The organism is Bradyrhizobium denitrificans (assembly GCF_013179005.1).
Lineage (GTDB): Bacteria > Pseudomonadota > Alphaproteobacteria > Rhizobiales > Xanthobacteraceae > Bradyrhizobium > Bradyrhizobium denitrificans.
The window spans coordinates 1-20,158 of record NZ_JABFDP010000001.1 but is presented as its reverse complement, the minus strand read 5'-3'; the positions used below and the strand labels follow the sequence as shown (position 1 = coordinate 20,158).

The 20,158-nt window shown below is 62.9% G+C and carries 8 protein-coding genes and 1 pseudogene; all 9 read right to left on the bottom strand.

What is annotated here, in order from left to right:
• Positions 1 to 2 precede the first annotated feature (2 nt).
• A pseudogene (locus tag HL671_RS00040) lies at positions 3 to 366 on the bottom strand (hypothetical protein); the annotation flags it as partial.
• 37 nt (positions 367 to 403) lie between these two features.
• Entirely contained in the window at positions 404 to 700 is a 297-nt protein-coding gene (locus HL671_RS00035; protein WP_246579577.1) for an integrase arm-type DNA-binding domain-containing protein, read from the bottom strand.
• Positions 701 to 736: 36 nt separating this feature from the next.
• A complete protein-coding gene (locus tag HL671_RS38135; protein ID WP_246579570.1) occupies positions 737 to 844 on the bottom strand; it encodes an Arm DNA-binding domain-containing protein in 108 nt (35 codons plus the stop codon).
• A gap of 225 nt (positions 845 to 1,069) precedes the next feature.
• Positions 1,070 to 12,376 (bottom strand): beta strand repeat-containing protein, encoded by an 11,307-nt coding sequence (locus HL671_RS00030; RefSeq protein WP_172235260.1) that lies wholly within the window; start codon positions 12,374 to 12,376, stop codon positions 1,070 to 1,072.
• 1,198 nt (positions 12,377 to 13,574) lie between these two features.
• Complete coding sequence (locus HL671_RS00025) at positions 13,575 to 14,735, bottom strand: RCC1 domain-containing protein (protein ID WP_172235259.1); 1,161 nt, start codon at positions 14,733 to 14,735, stop codon at positions 13,575 to 13,577.
• A gap of 133 nt (positions 14,736 to 14,868) precedes the next feature.
• On the bottom strand, positions 14,869 to 15,579 hold the full coding sequence (locus HL671_RS00020; protein WP_172235258.1) for a DUF6778 family protein: 711 nt from the start codon (positions 15,577 to 15,579) through the stop codon (positions 14,869 to 14,871).
• Between the two features lie 8 nt (positions 15,580 to 15,587).
• Positions 15,588 to 17,078 carry an HlyD family type I secretion periplasmic adaptor subunit gene (locus HL671_RS00015; protein ID WP_172235257.1) on the bottom strand — a complete coding sequence of 497 codons (1,491 nt, stop codon included), beginning with the start codon at positions 17,076 to 17,078 and terminating at the stop codon, positions 15,588 to 15,590.
• A gap of 4 nt (positions 17,079 to 17,082) precedes the next feature.
• Complete coding sequence (locus HL671_RS00010) at positions 17,083 to 19,233, bottom strand: type I secretion system permease/ATPase (protein ID WP_172235256.1); 2,151 nt, start codon at positions 19,231 to 19,233, stop codon at positions 17,083 to 17,085.
• Between the two features lie 233 nt (positions 19,234 to 19,466).
• Positions 19,467 to 19,949: a toxin-activating lysine-acyltransferase gene (locus tag HL671_RS00005; protein ID WP_283813068.1), complete on the bottom strand. Its 483-nt coding sequence runs from the start codon at positions 19,947 to 19,949 to the stop codon at positions 19,467 to 19,469.
• Positions 19,950 to 20,158: the final 209 nt, after the last annotated feature.

The following is a 20,158-nucleotide window of genomic DNA, read 5'->3' as shown; positions in this document are numbered from 1 at the left end:
TCGCCGTCGCGCAGGAGTGCCGCGAACGCGTCTTCAGCTGCGAGCGCCGGTCTCTCCGCCCGACATTGCCGTAACCCAACTGAGCGGGACCTTGCGGCCGATGATGCGCTCGCCTGCATCGGTCTGGAGGCGATAGACCCGCGTGGACTTCTGAGGGATGCGCTTCCAGATCGGCAGCAGGAGCCCGGCGACGAGGTAGATCGTGCTGGTCGTGAACGCTGGGATGGATGCGAGCTCCGCGCTGGAGCCGGCCTTGAGCTGCACGCGATCGGCCTCGACCCAATCATGCTCGGCCAGCTTGGCCAGCGCCAGAGTGCGGCGTCCTATCGGTCCGATCAAATGGACTCGTGGCTCGATCTCGCCATCGCCTGCTCGACGGTCCTCGATGTGATGCAGAACGCGATCACGTTGGCCGCGGTGATATCCCTGATCGGAATAGAGCCGAGATCGGGAACACGTCCCGCTCCAGTGAATGGATGACATCGAAGGCGTGCTGCTCGACCCAATGGCCCTTGTTCAGATCGTGCCATTCGCGGGCAATCGCCTCGAACGTCGACGATTGGCTCGTGGCGACTTGGAGGCGCTTCAGCCGTTTCTCGACGGCAGGATCCCGCCCCTCTCGAAGACAGCGCTTGGCGTTTGCGGCAGCGTCCCTGGCTTCGGCGAGACCGACCGAGGGATACGGTCCGAACGAAAGCAGTTTCTCCTTGCCATCGAACTCGTAGCGCAGGCGCCATCACTTGCCGCCGGCAGCGGAGACGTAGACGTGGAGGCCTCCGCCGTCGGTGAGCTTGTAGGGCCTGTCCGCAGCCTTGGCTTTCCGGATCTGGACGTCAGTCAGCATGAACTCACCCGCGATACCCGGTCCGCTCGGACCGACACCCAGTTTCATACCCGGTCTAGACCGGGTTTGGATGGGTCATCCTGAGAATGGCCGGCAACGATTCCACCACCTAATGCATTGTTAAACAAGCATTTTGGCGGGTCTTGGGAATGGCTGGGAGGGATGACTGGCCGATAGAGTGTCAGTCAATCCCTACTTCACCAGCATCAATCAGCGCCGCCTCAGCTACATGCCCGTCGTTTGGAATACATAAGCACTACCGACGAAGAATTGAGTGCCATATCCCGCATGTACACCACCTGACTGAATCGCGCTCGCTTCGGTCGCGTAACTATCAAAATGATAGCCAGAGTACTGACCCGTCACGAGATAATTGTCGGAAGAAGTCACTATCAGTGCCGAACGGTTTCCTGCCGTAGCATTATTGCCATGACCGTTAACGTAAAGATAGGAAATGTCACCAATTCTGACAACGTTGCCGTTGCCGTTCATTGTTACGTTTGCTCCTGCTCCCATATAGAGCTGGTTATTGCCGCCATTGATCCAAGCGATATCGCCGGATCCAGGCGCTGTTGTGTAATTACTGCTCCCATTCACGGTGATTGCTGAATTTACACCAATTGACGTGTTGTCGGAGGAGCCGGAGATAGTGACATTCGCGCTAGCGCCAATGGTCGTGGAGTTTGAGGAGCCACTAACGAGCAAAGTCGACGCATCGCCGATAGTCGTCGTGTTTGAGTTTCCGACCACCTGAACGCCGGCTGACTGTCCGAGAGACGTGTTGTTGCCAGCCCCGCCGATGTAGACACTAGCACCCGTTCCGGCGGTCGTCGTGTTCGAATTGCCGGATATATTCAGGTTCTCGTTCGAGCCCGTCGCATTGTAGGATGTCATGTTGTTGGACCCGCCGATGGCGGCGGCGGAGTTGTCACCCAGCCAGGTCTGATTTCCTTTACCGCTGACTGTTACGCTTGCTCCGGCACCCACGGTCTCGGCGTTTGAATTGCCGGAGACGTACATCCAAGCGCTCGCCAACGCCGTTGTCGAATTGCTTGAGCCGCTTACCGTGACGTGTGCTCCCGCACCGACATAGACCGAATTGCTATCTCCAGAAACAACCACGTTCTCGTTGGCACCGCTCGCGTTGTAAGAGGTCGAATTCTTTGATCCAGTGATCGCCGCCGTCGAGCCATCTCCCAGCAGAGTGTTGTTGGCATTTCCAGCGATCGTGACGTTTGACCCAGCACCCACGTTTTCGGAGTTGGAGTTGCCACTGATCAGCATCCAGGCCTTGGCTGCGGCGGTAATCGAGTTGCTGTCACCTCCCACCGTGACGCTTGCCCCGGTGCCGACGTTCACACCATTCGAGCTTCCTGCCAGGGTCAGTGTATCGCCAGCGCCGCCATAGATGGCGTTTCCAGCTCCGTTCACGGTGAGCTTGGTGTTGTCATTGAGCGAGACCTGATCGGCGGTGGCGGTTGCCGTCAGCGTCACGTTGGAACCACTGCCGGTGGTGGTGCCGTCGTGGTTGCCGGCCATGATGACGGTCGAGCCGGTGCCAACCGTGCTCGTGTCATAGTTACCGTTCACCTGCAGCCAGGCCGAATAGTCCATGTTGATCTGACTGTTCGCCCCGTTGACGGTCGCGGATGAGGCATATCCGGCGGCGACGGCGTTGTTGTTGCCATTGATCGTCAACGTGGCGTTGGGACCGGCGGTCGTGTTGTTCTTTGCACCATTGACGACAAGCGTCGACGACGCACCGGCGGTGGTGGTGTTCGAATCGCCGATCACCTGGACCGCCGTGTAGGTTCCGGCTGTCGTCGCATTTGCGTTTCCGGAGATCACGACCGAGGACCCTGCCGCCGACGTGCCATTGCCAACGTAGCTAGTATTTCCGGTACCGGACACCGTGAGCGCCGCGCTGGCGCCGGCCGTGGTTGTGTCTTGCGACCCGGAGACGACGATGGTCGATCCATCTCCGACTGTCGACGTATTGCCGTTGCCTTGCACGGTCACGTTCGCTCCGGCGCCCAGCGTGAGCGTATCCGATGCGCCGGTGACGGTGGCCGACGATGTCTTGCCGCCCGAGATCGTATTGCCGCTGCCTCCAAGCGTGATCTTCGCAGCGTCTCCAAGCGAGGCCGTGTTGGTGCTGCCGCCAGCATTCAGTGTCGACCCTGCCCCCGCCGCGATATGCGCGTTGGTCCCGCCCAGGGTCACGTTAGCACTGTCGCCGATAGTCGCCTGATCGTAGCTGCCGGCGACGTTCAGCGAGACCCACGCACTTGCCGCAGTCGAAGACCCCAGCGTGTCATGTGCGCCGTTTAGCCACACGCTGGAATGGTCGCCGGCATAGACCGTATTGGAATTGCCGTTGACCGTCAGCCAGGCGTTGGCGCCCGCGCTGATTGTATCCTGGGCACCGCCGACCGTGATCGTCGCGTTGCTGCCCGCGCTGATGATATCGGAGCTTCCGTTGACGGTCACCGAAGAACCGTCGCCGACGCTTCCCTGGTTGCTGCTTCCGGTCACGAGGACCGACGAGGACGTTCCCGTGGTGAAGGCGTCGTTGCTGCCGGTGACCTGAAGAGCAGCGTTGTTTCCCAGAGTGAGCTGGTCGCTGGTGCCGCTCAGGATGCCATGCGCCCCCGTCGTCGCTGTCACGGTGTTGTGCGTCCCGCCCTCGTCCGCCGTCAGGTTGGCGCCTGCGGCAAGCATGTTCGACGACCCGGTAATGTTGACATTGGCGTCGTCGCCGACCGAGACGGAGTTTTCATTGCCCGACATGGTCACCGCGGCCTTGTTGCCGGCGCTGACCAGGTTCAGGGCACCAGACACGTTCGCGGTCGAATTGTCGCCGACGACCACGACATTGTGGGTGCCGGTCACATCCGCATGGGCATTGTTGCCAGCAACGAAGATGCCGTCGCTGCCGGTCGCCTGGATGATGGCGTTGTCCCCCTGCGTCAGCCCCTTGCCTTGCTGAATTTTGTTGTTGGAGCCGACGACTGTCGCCACCGTGCCGGGCTCGAGCGTCAGCGAGCCGGCGCTCATGGTGATCGAATCGCCGTTGCCGGCGAGATCGATCGACGTATTGGCGCCGTTCACCGTGACGCCGTCATTGTTGCCGATCAGCGTGAGGGTCGCGTTGCTGCCGGCGACGATCGTATCGTTCGAGCCGACGATGACGGCATCCGCGCCATCGGCGAGGTAGATGGTCGCGTTGGAGATCGCGATCACGTTGCCGGTGCCGGACACGGCAACGCTGTCATGCTTGCCGCTCGCGATGACGGTGTCATGACCGACTGCGGAGATTGCATTTCCGTCGCCGGATACGATGACGCTGGACGATGCCCCCAATGCGACATTGCCGTTGTTGATCGCGATCGAGTCCGTGGTGCCGGTCACGCCGATGCTGCTGCCCGCCCCACTCACCGTCACGCTCGAATTGCTGCCGATGAGATTGAGCGAGGCGTTGGCACCGACGGCGATCGTATCGAATGATCCGTTCAGCGTTCCGCCGGATCCATTCTCGACTCGGACGCCGGCATTGCTGGCGGTGACCGTTGCCCCGGCCCCCGCGAAGTCGATCGAGTTTCCGGTCCCGGTCAGGCTCAGCGTCGCGTTCGCCTTCACGACCGCCGCATCATTGTCGCCTGTCGCGACCGTACTGGCACCGGCTTCGACGGCAATCGAGCCACTGCTGATCATGGTACTATTGCTGACCCCAGTGATATCGACGGCATCCCCAGTTCCGACGATCATCACGTTGCTGTTTGTATTTTGCGTGATGATATTGCCGGTACCATTGATCGTCGCCAGAGCGCTGGTCAGGACGACCGATCCACCATCCAAGTTGGCGGTCGACCGGGACCTGCCGGGCCCGCTGAAGGAGATCGATGCTCCCAGGCCAACCGCAGTGACATTATTCAAGCCGCCTACGGCGACCACGCTGGCTTGCGCCCCGACAGTGATCGTCTCTCGACTGCCGGCGGTGCTCACCGTAGCGCCGGTGCCAGCGGTAACCGAGGCGTAGTTGCCGGTGACGGTGACGGCCGAGAAATCGCCCGCCGTGACGGTCGCCGAGTCACCCTGCACGGACAACACGGACTGCATGCCGCCCGCCACCACTTCCGACAAGCCGACAACAGTGGCATGGGAGCCATCACCGACACTCGTCTTGCCTTTGTCGCCGGTGACGGTCACCGTCGAGCCCTTGCCCGCCGTCGTGGTGCCGCCCGCTCCCTTCTGTATGATCGTCGCCTTGTCGCCGGCCGAGTTGGTCTCGTTGGCGCCGGTGACGGTCATCGTGGCGCCGTCGGCAGCGGTCTGCATGTTGCCGTCGCCGTTGACGACCAGCGTCAGGCCGCTTCCGGCGGTGGTGACGTCGCCCGAGCCCGTGACATTGATCACGGCCAATGCCCCCGCGATCGTCGTATCGCCGGAGCCGTTGATGGTCACGGTCGACTGGTCGCCGACCCTGGTCGTGTCGTTGGTACCGGTGACGGTGATCTGCTCGCTGTCTTTGGCCGTGATGCTTGCGTTGTTGCCGTTCAGCGTGATCTGGGACGAAGACCCCGCGGTGATGCTGCCGCCGTCACCGCTCAAGAACACGCTCGACGTCGCGCCGACATTGACCGACTCGCCGCCCCCTGTGGCGACGACATGCGCGAGCGTCGACGCAGTGATGCTGGAGCCGGCCCCCTCGACCGTGGCGGTGAGGCCGTAGCCGGCCGTCAGCGCACTCGCCGCTGCCGTGAGATCGACGGTGACGCTGTTGGCGACGGTGATCTGACCGCCGGTGCCAGCGATGGCTGCATTGATGCCGTCGTCGGTCAGGATGAGCGTGCCGCCATCCAGGGTGATCGCCTCGGCGGTTCCGGACACTGTCAGCGTCGTGCCCTTGCCGCCGATGATCACATCATTGTTGCCGTGGATGCTGACGCTGCTGCCTCCTCCCGCGACCGTGACGGTGCCGGCAGTGATCGTCACATCATCCGCGCTCCCCGTGACATTGACGGTTGCCTTCGATCCCGTGACGGTGACGCTGTCGTTGTTGCCCGTCAGATTCACGATCGACAGCCGCTTGGCGGTGACGGTGTCGTTGTTTCCGGTGATGGACCAGGTCGATCCCTCCGGATCGTGAAGCGTCGCGTTGCTCAGGGAGACCGTGAGGTTCTTGAAGTATTGCTGGTCGACCTGGCTGCCGTCCTTGTTGAAGTCGACCTCCTCGACCAGGATTCCGTTGTTGTCATAGACCTTCTCGACGGCGGCGACGGAGCCGGTGCCGCTGACCAGATTGGCCGTCCAGCCCTGTTCGTGCGGCACCTGGGTCAGGCCGAGTTCCTCGGCCCGCAACAAGGTGAGCAGCCAGCCCGCGGCAAAGGCCGAGTCCGGGTTCTGTGCGATGAGCTGATTGATCGCCGCCGTGTTGTCCAGATAGGTCTCGTAGTCCTTGGCCACCTGCAGGTCGGAGGCAACGGCCTCGAAATTGCTGTCCTGCACACGCGCCGCGGCGAACGCGGTCGTCAGGATCGGATCGCCGGCCGACAGCTGCGCCTCCTGAATGATGGCCCACACGCTATCCTGCGCGGCCTTCGTCCATGCCGCCGACGTATCGCCCGAGGTGGGCAGGTTTTCGGTGCCGATGCCTGGAATGTAGACGCTGGCCTGATTGCCCGAATAGGAGAACGTCACGTCCGCGGATCCGCCGATCAAGCCGATGCCGCCGCCCAGCACACTGCCGAGGAAGCCGTCGCCCTGCGCCGCACCACTCGGCGAGGCCGGAGTGGCAAAGCTCAATTTGCCCCCGGTCATGCCGATCAGCGTATCGACCATGTTGTCGACGGCGCCGGCGATCCCCATCAACGGGGCGACCTCGCCGCCATTGTCGTGAGATGTCGCGACGACGCCGAGGGTGCCATTCAGCACGCCGAGCGTGATGGAGGCCGAAGGCGGTCCATCGGGCCCGAACAGATCCCCGAACAAGGTCCCGAGAACGTCGCCGATGAACGAGCCGATAAAATCGCCAATGATGCCGCCGATCGGACCGCCGAGAGCGGTTCCGATCGAGAGCCCAATGGTGCCTCCGATGGTGCTGCCGATCTGGCCGCCAATGGCACCGATGATGTTGGTCGGTGCCACGACCTGGGAGCCGAGATAGCTGCCCGCCGCTCCGCCGATCGCGTCGCCCAGGTTGGTGAAGAAGGTGGCGGGGTCGAAACCCTTAAAAAGATCGCCGATCGTAACTGAGTCGAGCGTGGCGCCGTTGACTGCTGTTTTTGCAATATTCTCAAGGTTGATCAGAAGCTGCTTCGTGATCGCTGATCCGGTGATCGTGAATACCGTTCCAGCGAAACCTCTGATTCCGAGAGCCTGCGCAGCCTCTGCCAACAGCAAGGACGAGACCATACCGTCGACACCATCGACGAAGCCATTACCTGTTGTCGCCGCGGAATCGCTCAACGCCGAGTTGATCGGAGATTTAGCACCTGTCGAATCGGCAAGCGATCGCGCAAGCTCGTTCAGAGCATCCGACTTCGCAACCGCCTGGCCAAGCTGGCCGATCAGGTACGACCGGCCGATGCTCCCAATCATCGAATTGCCGCCAAGGAACGCGCCGTAAGCCGATCCAAGCCCGGAAGAGCCTTGCCCTCCGCTGCCATTCGCATTCGTGTAGCTGGTGCTGACCGGAATGCCGTATTTATACACCGTCTTCAGCGTCGAGCCGTTGCCCGCCGTGATGGTCTCGCTGTCGAGATTGCCGATCGAATCATAGAAGCGGCGATCGACCGTGCCGTTGACGTTGGTCGAGGTGACGGTCTTGCTGCCGTCGATCCCGATCGCGCTGACCGTGGTGAGGTCGAACGTTCCGGCATTCTTCGAATCGATCTGAATGACCTTGGTGCGCCCGTCCGCACTCAGGGTCGTGACCGCCCGGTCCTTGACGCTCTTGTCGTCATTGTAATCGGTGATTGTGGTCGAGATGCTGCCGTCGATGTTGGATTGCGAGACGGCGACCGAGTTGAAGACGCCCGTGCCCTTGGAATCGATCTTAACGGTCTTGCTATGGCGATCCGCGCTGATGATCGTATCCGTCTCGTCCAGCAGCTTGCCGTTGGAGTCGACGTCCTTGGCCACCGTGAGCGTGCTGCCATCGGCGTTCACCGTCATCGTCTCGGTGTGGCCGTAGAAGCCCTTCCCCTGACCGTCGAGCTTGGAGAACGTGCTGAGGCCGTCGGCGCTCGTGGTCACCACCGCCTGCTGGCGGATCGTGTTGTCGCTGTTGCGATCGATAATGGTTTCGGTCTTGCTGCCGTCGAGATTGATGACCGTGACGTCGCTGCGGGCCCGGCTGATGGTGTTGTTGCCGTTCTCGTCCTGCTGTGTGCTCTGTGTCAGACCGTCGAAGCTCGTGGTAATCACGGTGCGGTTGAGCAGGTTGCCGTTGGCATCGTAGTCCGCGATGGTCTGGATCTTGCTGCCGTCGGCCTGGGTCACATCGGTCTCGGTCTGATCGACCTTGCCGTCGCCGTTGGAGTCGCGCGTGATCGTGACGGTAAGGCCGTCGGCGCTGGTGGTGGTGACGGCGCGATCCCTGAGCTTGCCGTCGTCGGTGGTGTCGGTCAGTGTCTGCGTCGCGCTGCCGTCCGCGTTCTTCGTCGTCACCACCGTCTGGTTCTGGTCGAACCTGGAGTCGGAGGTCTTGCGCGTCTGCCGCGTCACGGTGCGGCCGTCGGCCGAGGTCGTGACGATCGTCTGCGCCTGCGGGGTGCCGTCAGCGTTGAGGTCGGTGATCGTCTCGGTGCGGCTGCCATCGCGGTTGAGCACGGTGACGTCGGTCGCGGTCTGGTCGAACTTGCCCGCGCCGGTCCTGTCCCACTGCGTCGTGGTGCTGAGGCCGTTGGCGCTGACGGTCTTCACCTGGCGATTGAGCAGCGTATTGTCGGCCTTGAAGGTGCTGACGGTCTCGGTGCGGCTGCCGTCGGCGTTGAGGACGGTCACGTCGGTCTGGGTCTGATCAAAACGGCTGGCGCCGGCCAGATCGAACTGCGTCGTCTTCGACAGGCCGTCGGCGCTGGTCGTCGTCACCGTGCGGTAGCGCAGCAAGCCGTCGGCGTTGCGGGACTCCTTGGTCTCGACGCGGCTGCCGTCGGCGTTGAGCACAATGCTGTCAGTGTCGGTCTGGGCAAAGCTGCCGGCCCCGGTGGGGTCGCGCTGCACCGTAGTGGTGAGCCCGTCCGCGCTCACCGTGCTCACCATCCTGTCCTTGGGCGTGCCGTCGGCGTTCCGATCCGACACGGTGGTCACGGTCGAGCCGTCCGCCATCACCTTCCGGATCTCGGTCGAGGTCGCGCCGTTCGCCACGCGCTGCACCGACACCGTGCGGCTGTCGGCGCTCGTAGTGGTCACGGTCTGGTCGTGGATTGAGCCGTCGGCGTTGAGGTTGGTGACGGTCTCGGTCCTGCTGCCATCGCCGTTGATGACGGTGACATCCGTCCGGGTGCGATCATGGCGGCCGGTGCCGGTGTCGTCCCATTGCGTGGTCTTCGACAAGCCATCGGCGCTCGTCGTCGTCACCGTGCGGTAGCGTACCGAGCCATCCGCGTTGCGGCAGGTGACGGTTTCGACCTGGCTGCCATCCGCCTTGCGCAGAACGACGTCGGTCTCGGTCTGGGCGAAGCTGCCCGCGCCGGTCGGGTCGCGCTGGATCGTCGCCACAAGCCCGTTGGCCGCAGTCGTGGTCACGACGCGGTCCTTCACCGAGCCGTCACTGTTGAGGTCGGAGACGGTATCGATCCGGCTGCCGTCGGCGCCGATCAGGATCGTTTCGGTCTGGTCGACATGGCCGTCGCCGTCGATATCGCGGCTCACGGTCCTGCTCTCGCCCGACGCCGAGATCGCGGTCACGGTGCGATCGAGCAGCGCGCCATTGGCGGCGATGTCGCTGATCGTCTCGGTCCGGCCGCCATCGGCGTTGAGCACGGTGACGTCGGTCGTCGTCACCGCAGTGCCGCTGCCCGACGGATCGGACGAGGTCGTCACCGACAGCCCGTTGGCGCTGACGGTCTTGACCGTGCGGTCGATGACCGCACCAGTGGCGGCGAGATCGGTGCTGGTCTCGGTGCGGCTGCCGTCGGCATTGAGCACGGTGACATCGGTATGCGTGCGGTCGAAGCGGCCGTGGCCGGTCAAGTCGCTCTGCGTCGTGGCCGAGAGCCCGCTCGCCGTCACGGTCTTGACGGTGCGGTCCCGCAGCGAGCCGTCGGCGTTGAGATCGGTGACCGTCTCGGTGCGACTGCCGTCGGCATTGAGCACGGTGACGTCGGTGCGTGTCTGATCGAACTGTCCGTCGCCGTTCGAATCGGTCTGCGTCGTCACCGAAAGCCCGTTGGCGCTGGTCGTGGTGACGCTGCGGTCACGGACCGAACCATTGGCATTGAGGTCCGTGACGGTCTTCACGGTGCTGCCGTCGGCCTTGATGAGCGTGGACTGTGTCTGCGATGCCGTGCCGGAGCCCGTCGCGTCGATCACGGCGAGCACCGAAAGACGATCGGCGCTGGTGGTGATCACGCTGCGGCTCATCAGCGAGCCGTCGGCATGGGTGTCGGTGACCGTCTCGACCTTACTCCCGTCTGAGTTGCTTACATAGACATAGCTCTCTCTAAAGTTGAAAATCCCGACACCAAAAGAGTCCTGCCGGGTTGTCCGGCTCAACCCGTCCGCGCTGACCGTCGTGACAGTCCTGTCCTTCAGCGAGCTGTCGGCATGGGTCTCGGTCACGGTCTCGGTGCGACTACCATCGGCATTGGCAACCGTGATGTCGCTGCGAACCAGATCGTCGACGGCGTGGCCATTGGCGTCGACGGCGCCGGCGGCATCGATCTGCGTCGTCTTGGACAGGCCGTCGGCGCTGGTGCTGACGATGGTCCGGCTGCGCAGCGTGCCGTTCGCCGTGACGTCATCGATCGTGTCGATGCTGCTGCCGTCCGCGGCAATCACGATGGTCTCGATATGATCGACGATGCCATCGCCGTTGCGGTCAGCCGAGACCGTGCGCGAGCGGCCGTCGGCGCCGTAGACCGTCACGGTCTGGTCGCGCCGCGAGCCATCGGCATTGAGCTCGGTCACCGTCTCCGTGCGCGAGCCGCCGGCATTCAGCACCGTGACATCGGTCGTGGTCAGGTCGACGGCGCCGTTGCCGTCCAGGTCGCTCTGGACCGTCCGCGACAGGCCGTCGGCGCCGAGCGAGGTGACGGTGCGGTCGCGCAGGCTGCCATCGCCGTTGCTGTCGCTCTGGGTCGTGACCGAGCTGCCGTCCGCCGCGACGACGATGGCCGCGACCTGAGCGAGATCCGTCGTGCCGTTGCCGTCGAGATCGCTGGTGGTGGTCTTGGTCCGGCCGTCGGCGCTGGTCACCTTGACGCTGCGGCTTGCGACCGTGCCGTTGGCAGACAGAGTCGTGATTGTCTCCGTGCGGCCGCCGTCGACGGCGACCACGGTCACGTCGGTGACGGACACGTCGAACGTGCCGCTGCCGGCATGGTCGACATCGGTTCGTTTGCCGAGCCCATCGGCGCTGGTCGTCAGCACGGTGCGATCGCGCACTGCCCCGTTCGGCACGAGGTCGGAGGTCGTCACGATGGTCGCCCCGTCCGCCGCCGTGACGTGAATTTCCGACTGCTCGGCAAAGCCGTTGCCGTCGAGATCGCGCGCGATGGTCTGGCTGTGGCCGTCCGCGCTGGTCGTCGTGACCGTGCGGTCGCGCAGCACGCCGGCCGCGTTGAAGTCGGACAGCGTCTCGGTGCGGCTGCCATCGGCATTGACGACGGTCACGTCCGACTGGACGGAATCGAAGATGCCGCTGCCGGTGGTGTCGCGGCGCAAGGTGTGGCCGCGACCATCGGCGGAGATCGTGCTGATGCTCTCGCCGGCGCGGCTGCCATCGGCATTGAGCAAGGTGGTGTCGATCGTGGTCGAGCCGTCGGCATTGTGCGTCGTCACCGTCTGCGCGGCGTGACCATTCGCATCATAGGCAAACGACACGTCGGCCGCCGTTCCGGTCGAACCGTCGGCGCGCGTGAACGTCGTCTGGCCCGAGATCACCGAGCCGTCGGCGAGCGTCTGCGTCTTGGTGTCCGACGTCAGGTTGATCGCGGTGATGCCGAGCTGGCCCAGCGTCTCCAGCGTCGTCGTGCCGTCAGCATTGGTGACGAGCACCTTGAACTTGTCCCAGCCGGCATCGCCGGCATCGAGCTTGCCGTTGTGGTTGGTATCGAAGACGTCGGCAAGCGCCTGCATGTCGGTCGCCGCCGTCGGATCCCAGCGCGTGAACTCGAACGCCTTGGGATCGTCGATCGCGCTGTTGCCCGCCGCGTCATACATCAGCACGCCATCGCCCGCCCCGGCCCACGCCGTGCGATGCTTCAGCCCGTCGCCAACGACGTTCATGAACGTGTTGGATTGATTGAGCTGGGCAATGTCGATGCCGTCGCCGTTCAGGTCGAGCACGACGGGGGGCGAAGACATCAAATCATAGTAGATATTATACGTACGGTCTTCGACGGGCACCTGACTCGAGTTCCACTCTGTGACCGGAACCTGCGACATCTTGTATGTCGCACCGCTGGCACCCCAGTTTACGGACAGGAGACCGAAATTCTGGATGAAATTAAGGTCAATCGTGCCGCCAATATCATTGCGGAGCGGCGTTGACAAAGAGCCATCAGAAGATGCGGGTTGAATCGGCTGGTTTAACAGATCTGTCCCATCCAAATACCGAATTGGCTGATAAGAACGACCATTAGGATCAGCCAGCCCGGCGGCAACATCAGGCGACAGCACGTTGGGGCCACTGAACGAAGGTGTGTTCCAACCCTGGACAACAGGCCATTGCGTGCCGAGCAATTGCTCGGCAACCTCCATCTGCGGAATATAAAGGATAGGCTTGGCAGCTTGGGACCGATCGAGAAAAGGGTTACCAGCCTGTGAAACGTTGCGGCCGCTTGCGCCAGTGAGCGACTCCAAAAGAAGCTCGTTTGATCCGATGATGCCGTGGGCCGCATCAGCTTGATTTGGATCTTCGTCGGCTAGCCGGATCAGCTGTTCGTTGCGCCGCGCGAGTATAGGCTCAAGCCTTCTTGCGGCTGCCTCTGGATCGTATGCACTGTCCTTAACGCGCAATCCCGCGACAATCGAATCCTTAGACCACGTTCCGGTAATGATGTTGAACCTTTGGTCTCCACCAGGGCCAGTACTCGATTGGGACCCGTAGAATGTACCCACGCCCGTGGTCGGATCTGGAGCTGTTTCGACAATGCCAACATGGCCGTTGCCCCCGTGATCACTGGCGCCCGTTGCAACGAATAGGATCAGGTCTCCCGGCCGTACATCACCGGGATCAACAACATCATAGTAGCGAGACGCTCTGGGACTCAACTCACCATTCTGCATGAAAGATGGCGGGTGGTCCGGCGAAGCTTGAAACCAATCTACAGCATAGCCAGAACCCAACAACGATTGTTGCACAAGATTGGAACAATCAATTCCAAGTCCCTCGGTCAGAACCCGCTGGCCGCCGATTTTTACATACTTGTTCTCCAACACAAGGCCTTGATTGCGCGGCGACTCATTCATGTTGTAGACGAAGGGCGTACTACCGTCGGCTCGGAAACCGAACATTTGATGTGCAGTATCGATAATGTTTTGTCCAGCCACAGCTATCCCCCTAGCGGCCCAAGCCCAGCGGCCCTTGAAGGCTCGTCAGAGGCTTCAAGACCGCGCCAAATGTTTCGAAGGCGTCTCGGTACGCATCGCCGGAATTATCGACGAGCGACACATCGAATGTTGCGTTGCTGACGTGCAGCTGATTGATCCCTGATAGAAACGGAACACGTTCCCATCGCTCTTCGGTCACGATCCTTGCTTGGCAGCAATCGGTCGTTTCGACGCCCGGCCAGAGTGCGCGATACACGGTTCCGTCAAGACAAACAGCCACGACGGTTCCTGCCGTAACGCTCAAAGCCTTTGTCGGGCAAGCTCCGTCCATCTTATCGGGCTGTCGACGACCAAAGGATTCATGACGATTGTAGGAAGTGATTCCCCACGACCACACTTCGCCGGTCTCGGCCAGAACATAAGTCCTGCCGAATGCAACAGCTGAACGAGCCGGCGGTAGTCCATCGACCTTGCGGAAGGTCAATTGCCCTGCGGAAATCGATTGGCTTTTTTCCGGCTGAGCGTCGAACCGATCTGGACGCCCCCAAATCCACACACCTCCCGCTCGGTCGATCCCAATCGCATGCGGAAAGCCGACCGCAACGAACCGGAGCTCCTGGGGAATTGGGAGACGGATCGGACGCTTTACCAAAGCCAGCTGAGGCTTGACGAAGGGATAGACTGCTCCGGTGAGCAACCCATCGATATCCCAACCCCATCCCCACACTTGGCCATTTCGATCCAACGCAAGATGGGCACCTCGCGAACTGCTTATCGTCGTGATATTGCTCAATCCGGCAACTTTGGAAGCACGCGTGTACTTGCAGTCGACGTAGCCGTCTTCCGCACACGTACCTTTCCATTGGTACACGTCGCCATTTCGTCGAAGCGCTATCCAGGAGGCGGGACTCTCGGGTTGTGAGGCATCCAGCATCCCCGGCGAGACCCCAGAGATCGCCACGACATCCGTTAAGCCTTCAATGAGCACCGGAGCGCCGTCTTTCGCGGTGTTCTTGAATGCAACGACACGACCATCCTCCCGAAGAACAGCCTCAGCACCTGGGGTTATTGCGACTGCATGATGCCGTTGCGAGCCGAGCTGAACTGCGCCCCACGTATGGTCACAGAACATAAGGGAGAAGAGAACAAGAGATAGCGCCGACGCAAACAAACTTGGCGGCCTCTCGCTCGGCCGCGAGCGCAACATCCTTAACAAGGCTCCAGGCCGATCGACCGGACGATGCCTCACGATGCAACGGGGGACCGTAGTCAATGCCCTTTCGACACAGGTCATGCCATTCCCACTACGCGCCATGGGTCAGCCACTCGCGGTACATCCGGCCATAGCGCGCGATCAGCAAGCCCTCCTGCGTCTCGTTTCTCGCGTTGTCGATGGCGGCCGTCACTGCGGTTCCGATGAGGCCGCCGGAGCGATGGACGGACGCAACAAGTTCAGGATGGGCGACGACGACCGCACCGGTCCGGGCGTCGACCAGGGTCGCGGACGCCGTCATATCAGGGTCGCTGCCGATCAGGATCCGCGACGCCCCCGACGGGGTCTTGAAGCGCTTGACCACGATCTCGAGCCGCACCGGCCGTGATCCGATCAGTTGCCCGGCGAGCGCCTGCTCGACGCCGGCCTTGATCCGGTCGCCCAGCATGCCGCGGACGTAGTCCTTCATCTCCTGCGTGCGCATCGCTTCGAGCAACTGCGGACCTGACAGGCCTTTCGCGGCGCCATAGTCGTTCTCGCCCTCGTCCCACGAGACGAAGGCATTCGGCGTGAAGCTGACAGCCACCGCCGTCAGTTTCATGCTCGCAATATCCGTCTGCGTCAGGGCGTTCTCCGCGGTGACGCAGCCGCAGAGCGCCAGCATCAGCCCGAGGACCGCGAATCGCGCCCACCCCGCCAACAGGCGGGCTCGGCCTCGGCAAGCCTCCATCATCGCCATCCGTCCTTGGGCCGCGCGAGGCAGTCCGAGGTGCACCGACGCGAGGCCGGCGCGCTCTGTCATGAATGGCTTCACCGCTCCCTCCCTGCTTCCTTCACCGCCTGGATCACGGGCGACAGCAGATATTCGATCACGCGGCGCTCGCCGGTCTTGATCTCCGCTGACACGCGCATGCCTGGGCGGATCGGCTCGTGGCGGCCGTTCACGGCGATCCAGTCCTGCAGCAGCGTGACCTTGGCGGGATAGGACAGTTCGGGCGGCGCGCCGGGGCTCATCGGCGAGCCTTGCGTCACCAGCGCCGCGGCGCTGCCGGGCGGCGCGTTCGGCGATGTCGCGGCGTCGCGGCCGAGCTTGCGGACGCGGCCGTGCACCAGGCCGAAGCGGGTGAACGGGAACGCCTCCAGCTTCACCTCGGCGTCCTGGCCTTCGCTGACGAAGCCGATATCCTTGTTCTGGATCAGGCAGTCGACCTCGATGCCGGTGCCGTCCGGCACGATGGTCATCAGCGTGTCGGCGGTGGTGACGACCGCACCCGGCGTGTGGATCTTGAGGCCTTGCACGCTGCCGTCGACGGGGGCGGCGAGCCGGCGATAGCTCTCCTTCTGCCGCGCCTTGGTGAGATCCTGATCGAGCTGCGCGACCTTGGTCAGCGCCTTGGTGCGGCGGTCGGTGGCGTCGGCGAGATAGCCGGCCGCCGACTCGGCCAGCCGCGCCTTCAGCGCGCGAATCTCGGCCTGGATCTGGTCGACATTGACCTGCGCGGACCGCAGTTCGGCACGCTTCTCGACCAGTTGCTGCTCGCTCTCGAGCACCGGGGGACGCGGGCCGTAGCCCTTCTCGAACAGTCCTTTCGCCACGTCGTTCTTTTCCTGCAGCAGCGGGATCGTCAGCCGCGCCCGCTCGATCTGCGCGTCGTTGGCCTCGAGCGCCGCGCTCTTCTGCGCTATGTCGGCCTGATAGGCGGCCATGGTCGCCAGATGCTTCTCGATCTCGCGATGCGCCTGGTCGCGAGACTGCGCCACCAGCACCGGATCGGCGTCGGCCGGCGGCCGGAACTCCTCCTCGGGATTGCGGCTCAGCAGCACCCGCGCCACTTCGGCATCGAGCGCCGCCTGCGCGCGGACCGAGCGCAGCGAATCGAGATCGGCCCGCGCCTCGGTCGGATCGAGGTCGACCAGCAGCTGCCCGGCCTTCACGTGATCACCCTCATCGACATGGATGGTGCGGATCATCGCCGTCTCCAGCGGCTGAACCACCTTGACCTGGCCGAGCGGCACGACCTTTCCTTCGGCCACGGCGACCATGTCGATGTGCGACAGCGACGCCCAGGAGACGGCGCCGACGATGATCACGCACAACGTGGCCGCGGTGAGCCGCAAGGTCGGCGACAGTGGCGTCTCGATCACTTCCAGCGCGGCGGGGAGAAACTCGCGCTCCTCGGCGTTCAGCCGGATCGGCTTGCCCGGAAACGCCATGACCTTGGCAGCCGGCTTGGCCGCGGCAGGCGGCTCGGCGGATGCTCTTGCATTGTCGGAACTGCGCAGCGGTGTCGGCTCGACCATGGCTCTATCCCACCGCCTGGCGCACGAGGTTGGCGTAGAGACCGTCGTGGGTCATCAGCGCATCGTGCGTGCCGGCCTCGGCCAGCCGGCCGCGCTCCATGACGATGATGCGGTCGGCGTTGCGCACGGTCGACAACCGGTGCGCGACGACGAGCACGGTGCGGCCCTGACATATCGCCCGCATTTTGCTCTGGATGATGCGCTCGCTCTCATAGTCCAGCGCGGATGTCGCCTCGTCGAAGATCAGGATGCGCGGATTGCTGACGAGCGCGCGCGCGATCGCGATGCGCTGGCGCTGACCTCCCGAGAGATTGGCGCCGCGCTCCTCGAGCACGGTGTCGTAGCCATGCGGCAGCTCCAGGATGAATTCATGCGCGCCGGACAGTTGCGCTGCCCGCATCACCTGATCCAACGGCATCGACGGATCGATCAGCGCGATGTTCTCGCGCACCGAGCGGTTGAACAGCACGTTCTCCTGCAACACGACGCCGATCTGTCGGCGAAGCCAGGCCGGATCGAGCAGCGCAATGTCTATACCATCCACCATCACGCGGCCGCGCTCGGGCACGTAGAGCCGCTGCAGCAGCTTGGTCAGCGTCGACTTGCCGGAGCCGGAGCGGCCGACCAGCCCCACCACCTCACCCGCGCGGATGTCGAGCGAGAGATCGCGCAGGATCTCCGGCATGCCCGGGCGATAGCGGAAGACGATGTTCTCGAAGCGGATGTGGCCCTGAACCGGCGGCAGATTCTGCCGCGCGCTGGCAACGGCGCGCTCGGTCGGGGTGTTGATGATGTCGCCGAGTCGCTCGATCGACAGCCGGAATTGCTGGAAATCCTGCCAGAGCTGAGCGAGCCGCAGCACCGGCCCGGAGATTTGTCCGGCCAGCATGTTGAAGGCGACGAACTCGCCGATCGTCATCGTGCCGGAGATGACCGCCTGCGCGCCGAACCACAGCAGCGCCGCCGAGGTCACCTTGTTAACGAGCGAGACCAGCTGCGAGCCGGTGGCGCCCAGGGTGACGACCCGCAGCGATGCGCCGATATAGCCGGCGAGCTGCTCCTCCCAACGCTGGCGCACCTGCGGCTCGACCGCCATCGCCTTCAAGGTCTGGATGCCGGCGAGGCTCTCGACCAGGAGCGACTGGTTGACGGCGCCGCGCTGGAACTTCTCCTGCACCCGCGCCTTCAGCGCCGGCGTGATCCCGATCGAGATAGCGGCGTAGCAGGGAATCGACAGCACCACGACGAGCGTGAGCTGCGGGCTATACCAGAACATCACCACGAGGAAGAGCAGGCCGAACACCACGTCGAGCACCAGCGTCAGCGCCGACGAGGTGATGAACTGGCGGATGTTCTCGAGTTCGCGCACGCGCGCGACGGTCTGACCGGTGGCGCGACTCTCGAAATAGCCGATCGGGAGCGCGACGAGATGGCGGAACAGCAGCGAACCCAGCATCGCATCCATCCGGCTCGTCGTGTGCGCGAACGCATAAGTCCGCAGCCAGTTGAGTGCGACATCAGCGAGATTGATGAGCAGGAGCCCGATCACGAGCACTTCGAGCGTCGTCAACGCCCGATGCACCAGAACCTTGTCGATCACGACCTGGAAAAACAACGGCGACACCAGCGCTACGAGCTGGATGAACACCGAGATGACCAGCACCTCCGCCAGGATTCGCGCGAAACGCCGAACCACGGGCAGAAACCATTTCAGGCCGAAGCCGACGACATCGCTGGCGAGTCGATCACGCTTCACGACCAGCAGGATTTCGCCGGTCCACTGTTGCGCGAGCTCTTCCAAGGTCCAGGACAGCGGCGGACCACCTGCCAGCCCCACCAGCACGCCGGTTTCCGTGCGACGACCAATGACGAAAAACCCGCCATCGACGCGCCTGGCAATCACCGGCAAAGACAACGCTTGAATGCGGCCGACTGATGAACGACTGAGTCGCGCCTTCAGGCCTTCTCCCTTGGCAATTCGCAGCAGATCATGGCTTTCTGCAACGCAGCCGGGCTTCAAATATTCGCGGCGCGCGCGCTCGACGTCGAACGCCTCGCCAGCAATCGCCAAAACTAGCCCCAGACAGCCGAGACCCGTATCCACAAGACCGGGACTGCTACCTTGCTGGCCGGCGTTGCCCCCAACGTCCGCCATGCGCCCCCACAAAACATTTTCCACCAGAGAGCGAGTAGTTACACTTCAGCAACTACTCAGACCTGATTTGTCAGTACAACCCTCCGTAGACGTTCTGTGTCTCGATTGTCAATCGTAGCCACCTTCAGAAACACAAACTTGCTATTATGCGTTGCCTGGAGGACATAGTGAACGAGAGAAAGCGTCGCAGCATTGCCGCTTGCGATCCTCTCGATCACTCTCAAAGGTTGAAATCAGAAACTGGCCTCCGGCACGACTTCGACGGTCTGCCGGCCTTGGGGCGTCCAGCGATGCATCTTGTACGCCTTCCCCTTCAGCGCCGTCGCACCCAGCTCCTTCAAGGCAAGCTCCTGCTGCCCGAACGGAGCATGCAGATCGATCAGCCAGAGCCGGTCGCCGCTCTTCCAGTCGGTCGGCGCAAGCCGGGGATGCGGCTCCTGCAATCGCGCCTCCGCGTCTTCGGACAGATAGGCCCAGGCCGCGAAAGCGACGATGTGGTTGCCAGCGCGAAACAATCGATACTGGTTGAGAAGGATCGGCGGCAGGACCATCCATTCGAGATCGGCGAGGAAGATATGCCTGTACCGCGGCATATTCATCATGAGCCATACAACTTGTCCGAGCACCGCATCCGGCGGCGGATTGCGAGGCTGCTCTGATGCGGAAGCTCCGTGTGCGGCTGGCTCCGCCCCGACGTCGGCTTGATTTTCGGTCATGCGTCGTTTCCCTCCTCGCGACATGAAACGACTTGGTCCTAGACTGGACCGATGAGAATGTTGAGCGAATTCTTGAAAATGCGTCGAGGTCACATCTGACCGGAGATCTTCAGGCTCGCTTGACCTGCCCCTAAGAATCTCCTCCAGAAGGATTTAGAGTCCGGCCTGACGTGCAGTGAGACCGAACTTTGGACCACCCATAACTAGAG

Excerpts from the sequence above, each read along its gene's own strand:
- HL671_RS00015 (WP_172235257.1), bottom strand. The coding sequence starts at position 17,078 with ATGGTCGAGCCGACACCGCTGCGCAGTTCCGACAATGCAAGAGCATCC.
- HL671_RS00010 (WP_172235256.1), bottom strand. The coding sequence starts at position 19,233 with ATGGCGGACGTTGGGGGCAACGCCGGCCAGCAAGGTAGCAGTCCCGGT.
- HL671_RS00005 (WP_283813068.1), bottom strand. The coding sequence starts at position 19,949 with ATGACCGAAAATCAAGCCGACGTCGGGGCGGAGCCAGCCGCACACGGA.
- HL671_RS38135 (WP_246579570.1), bottom strand. The coding sequence starts at position 844 with ATGCTGACTGACGTCCAGATCCGGAAAGCCAAGGCTGCGGACAGGCCC.
- HL671_RS00030 (WP_172235260.1), bottom strand. The coding sequence starts at position 12,376 with ATGTCTTCGCCCCCCGTCGTGCTCGACCTGAACGGCGACGGCATCGAC.
- HL671_RS00020 (WP_172235258.1), bottom strand. The coding sequence starts at position 15,579 with ATGACAGAGCGCGCCGGCCTCGCGTCGGTGCACCTCGGACTGCCTCGC.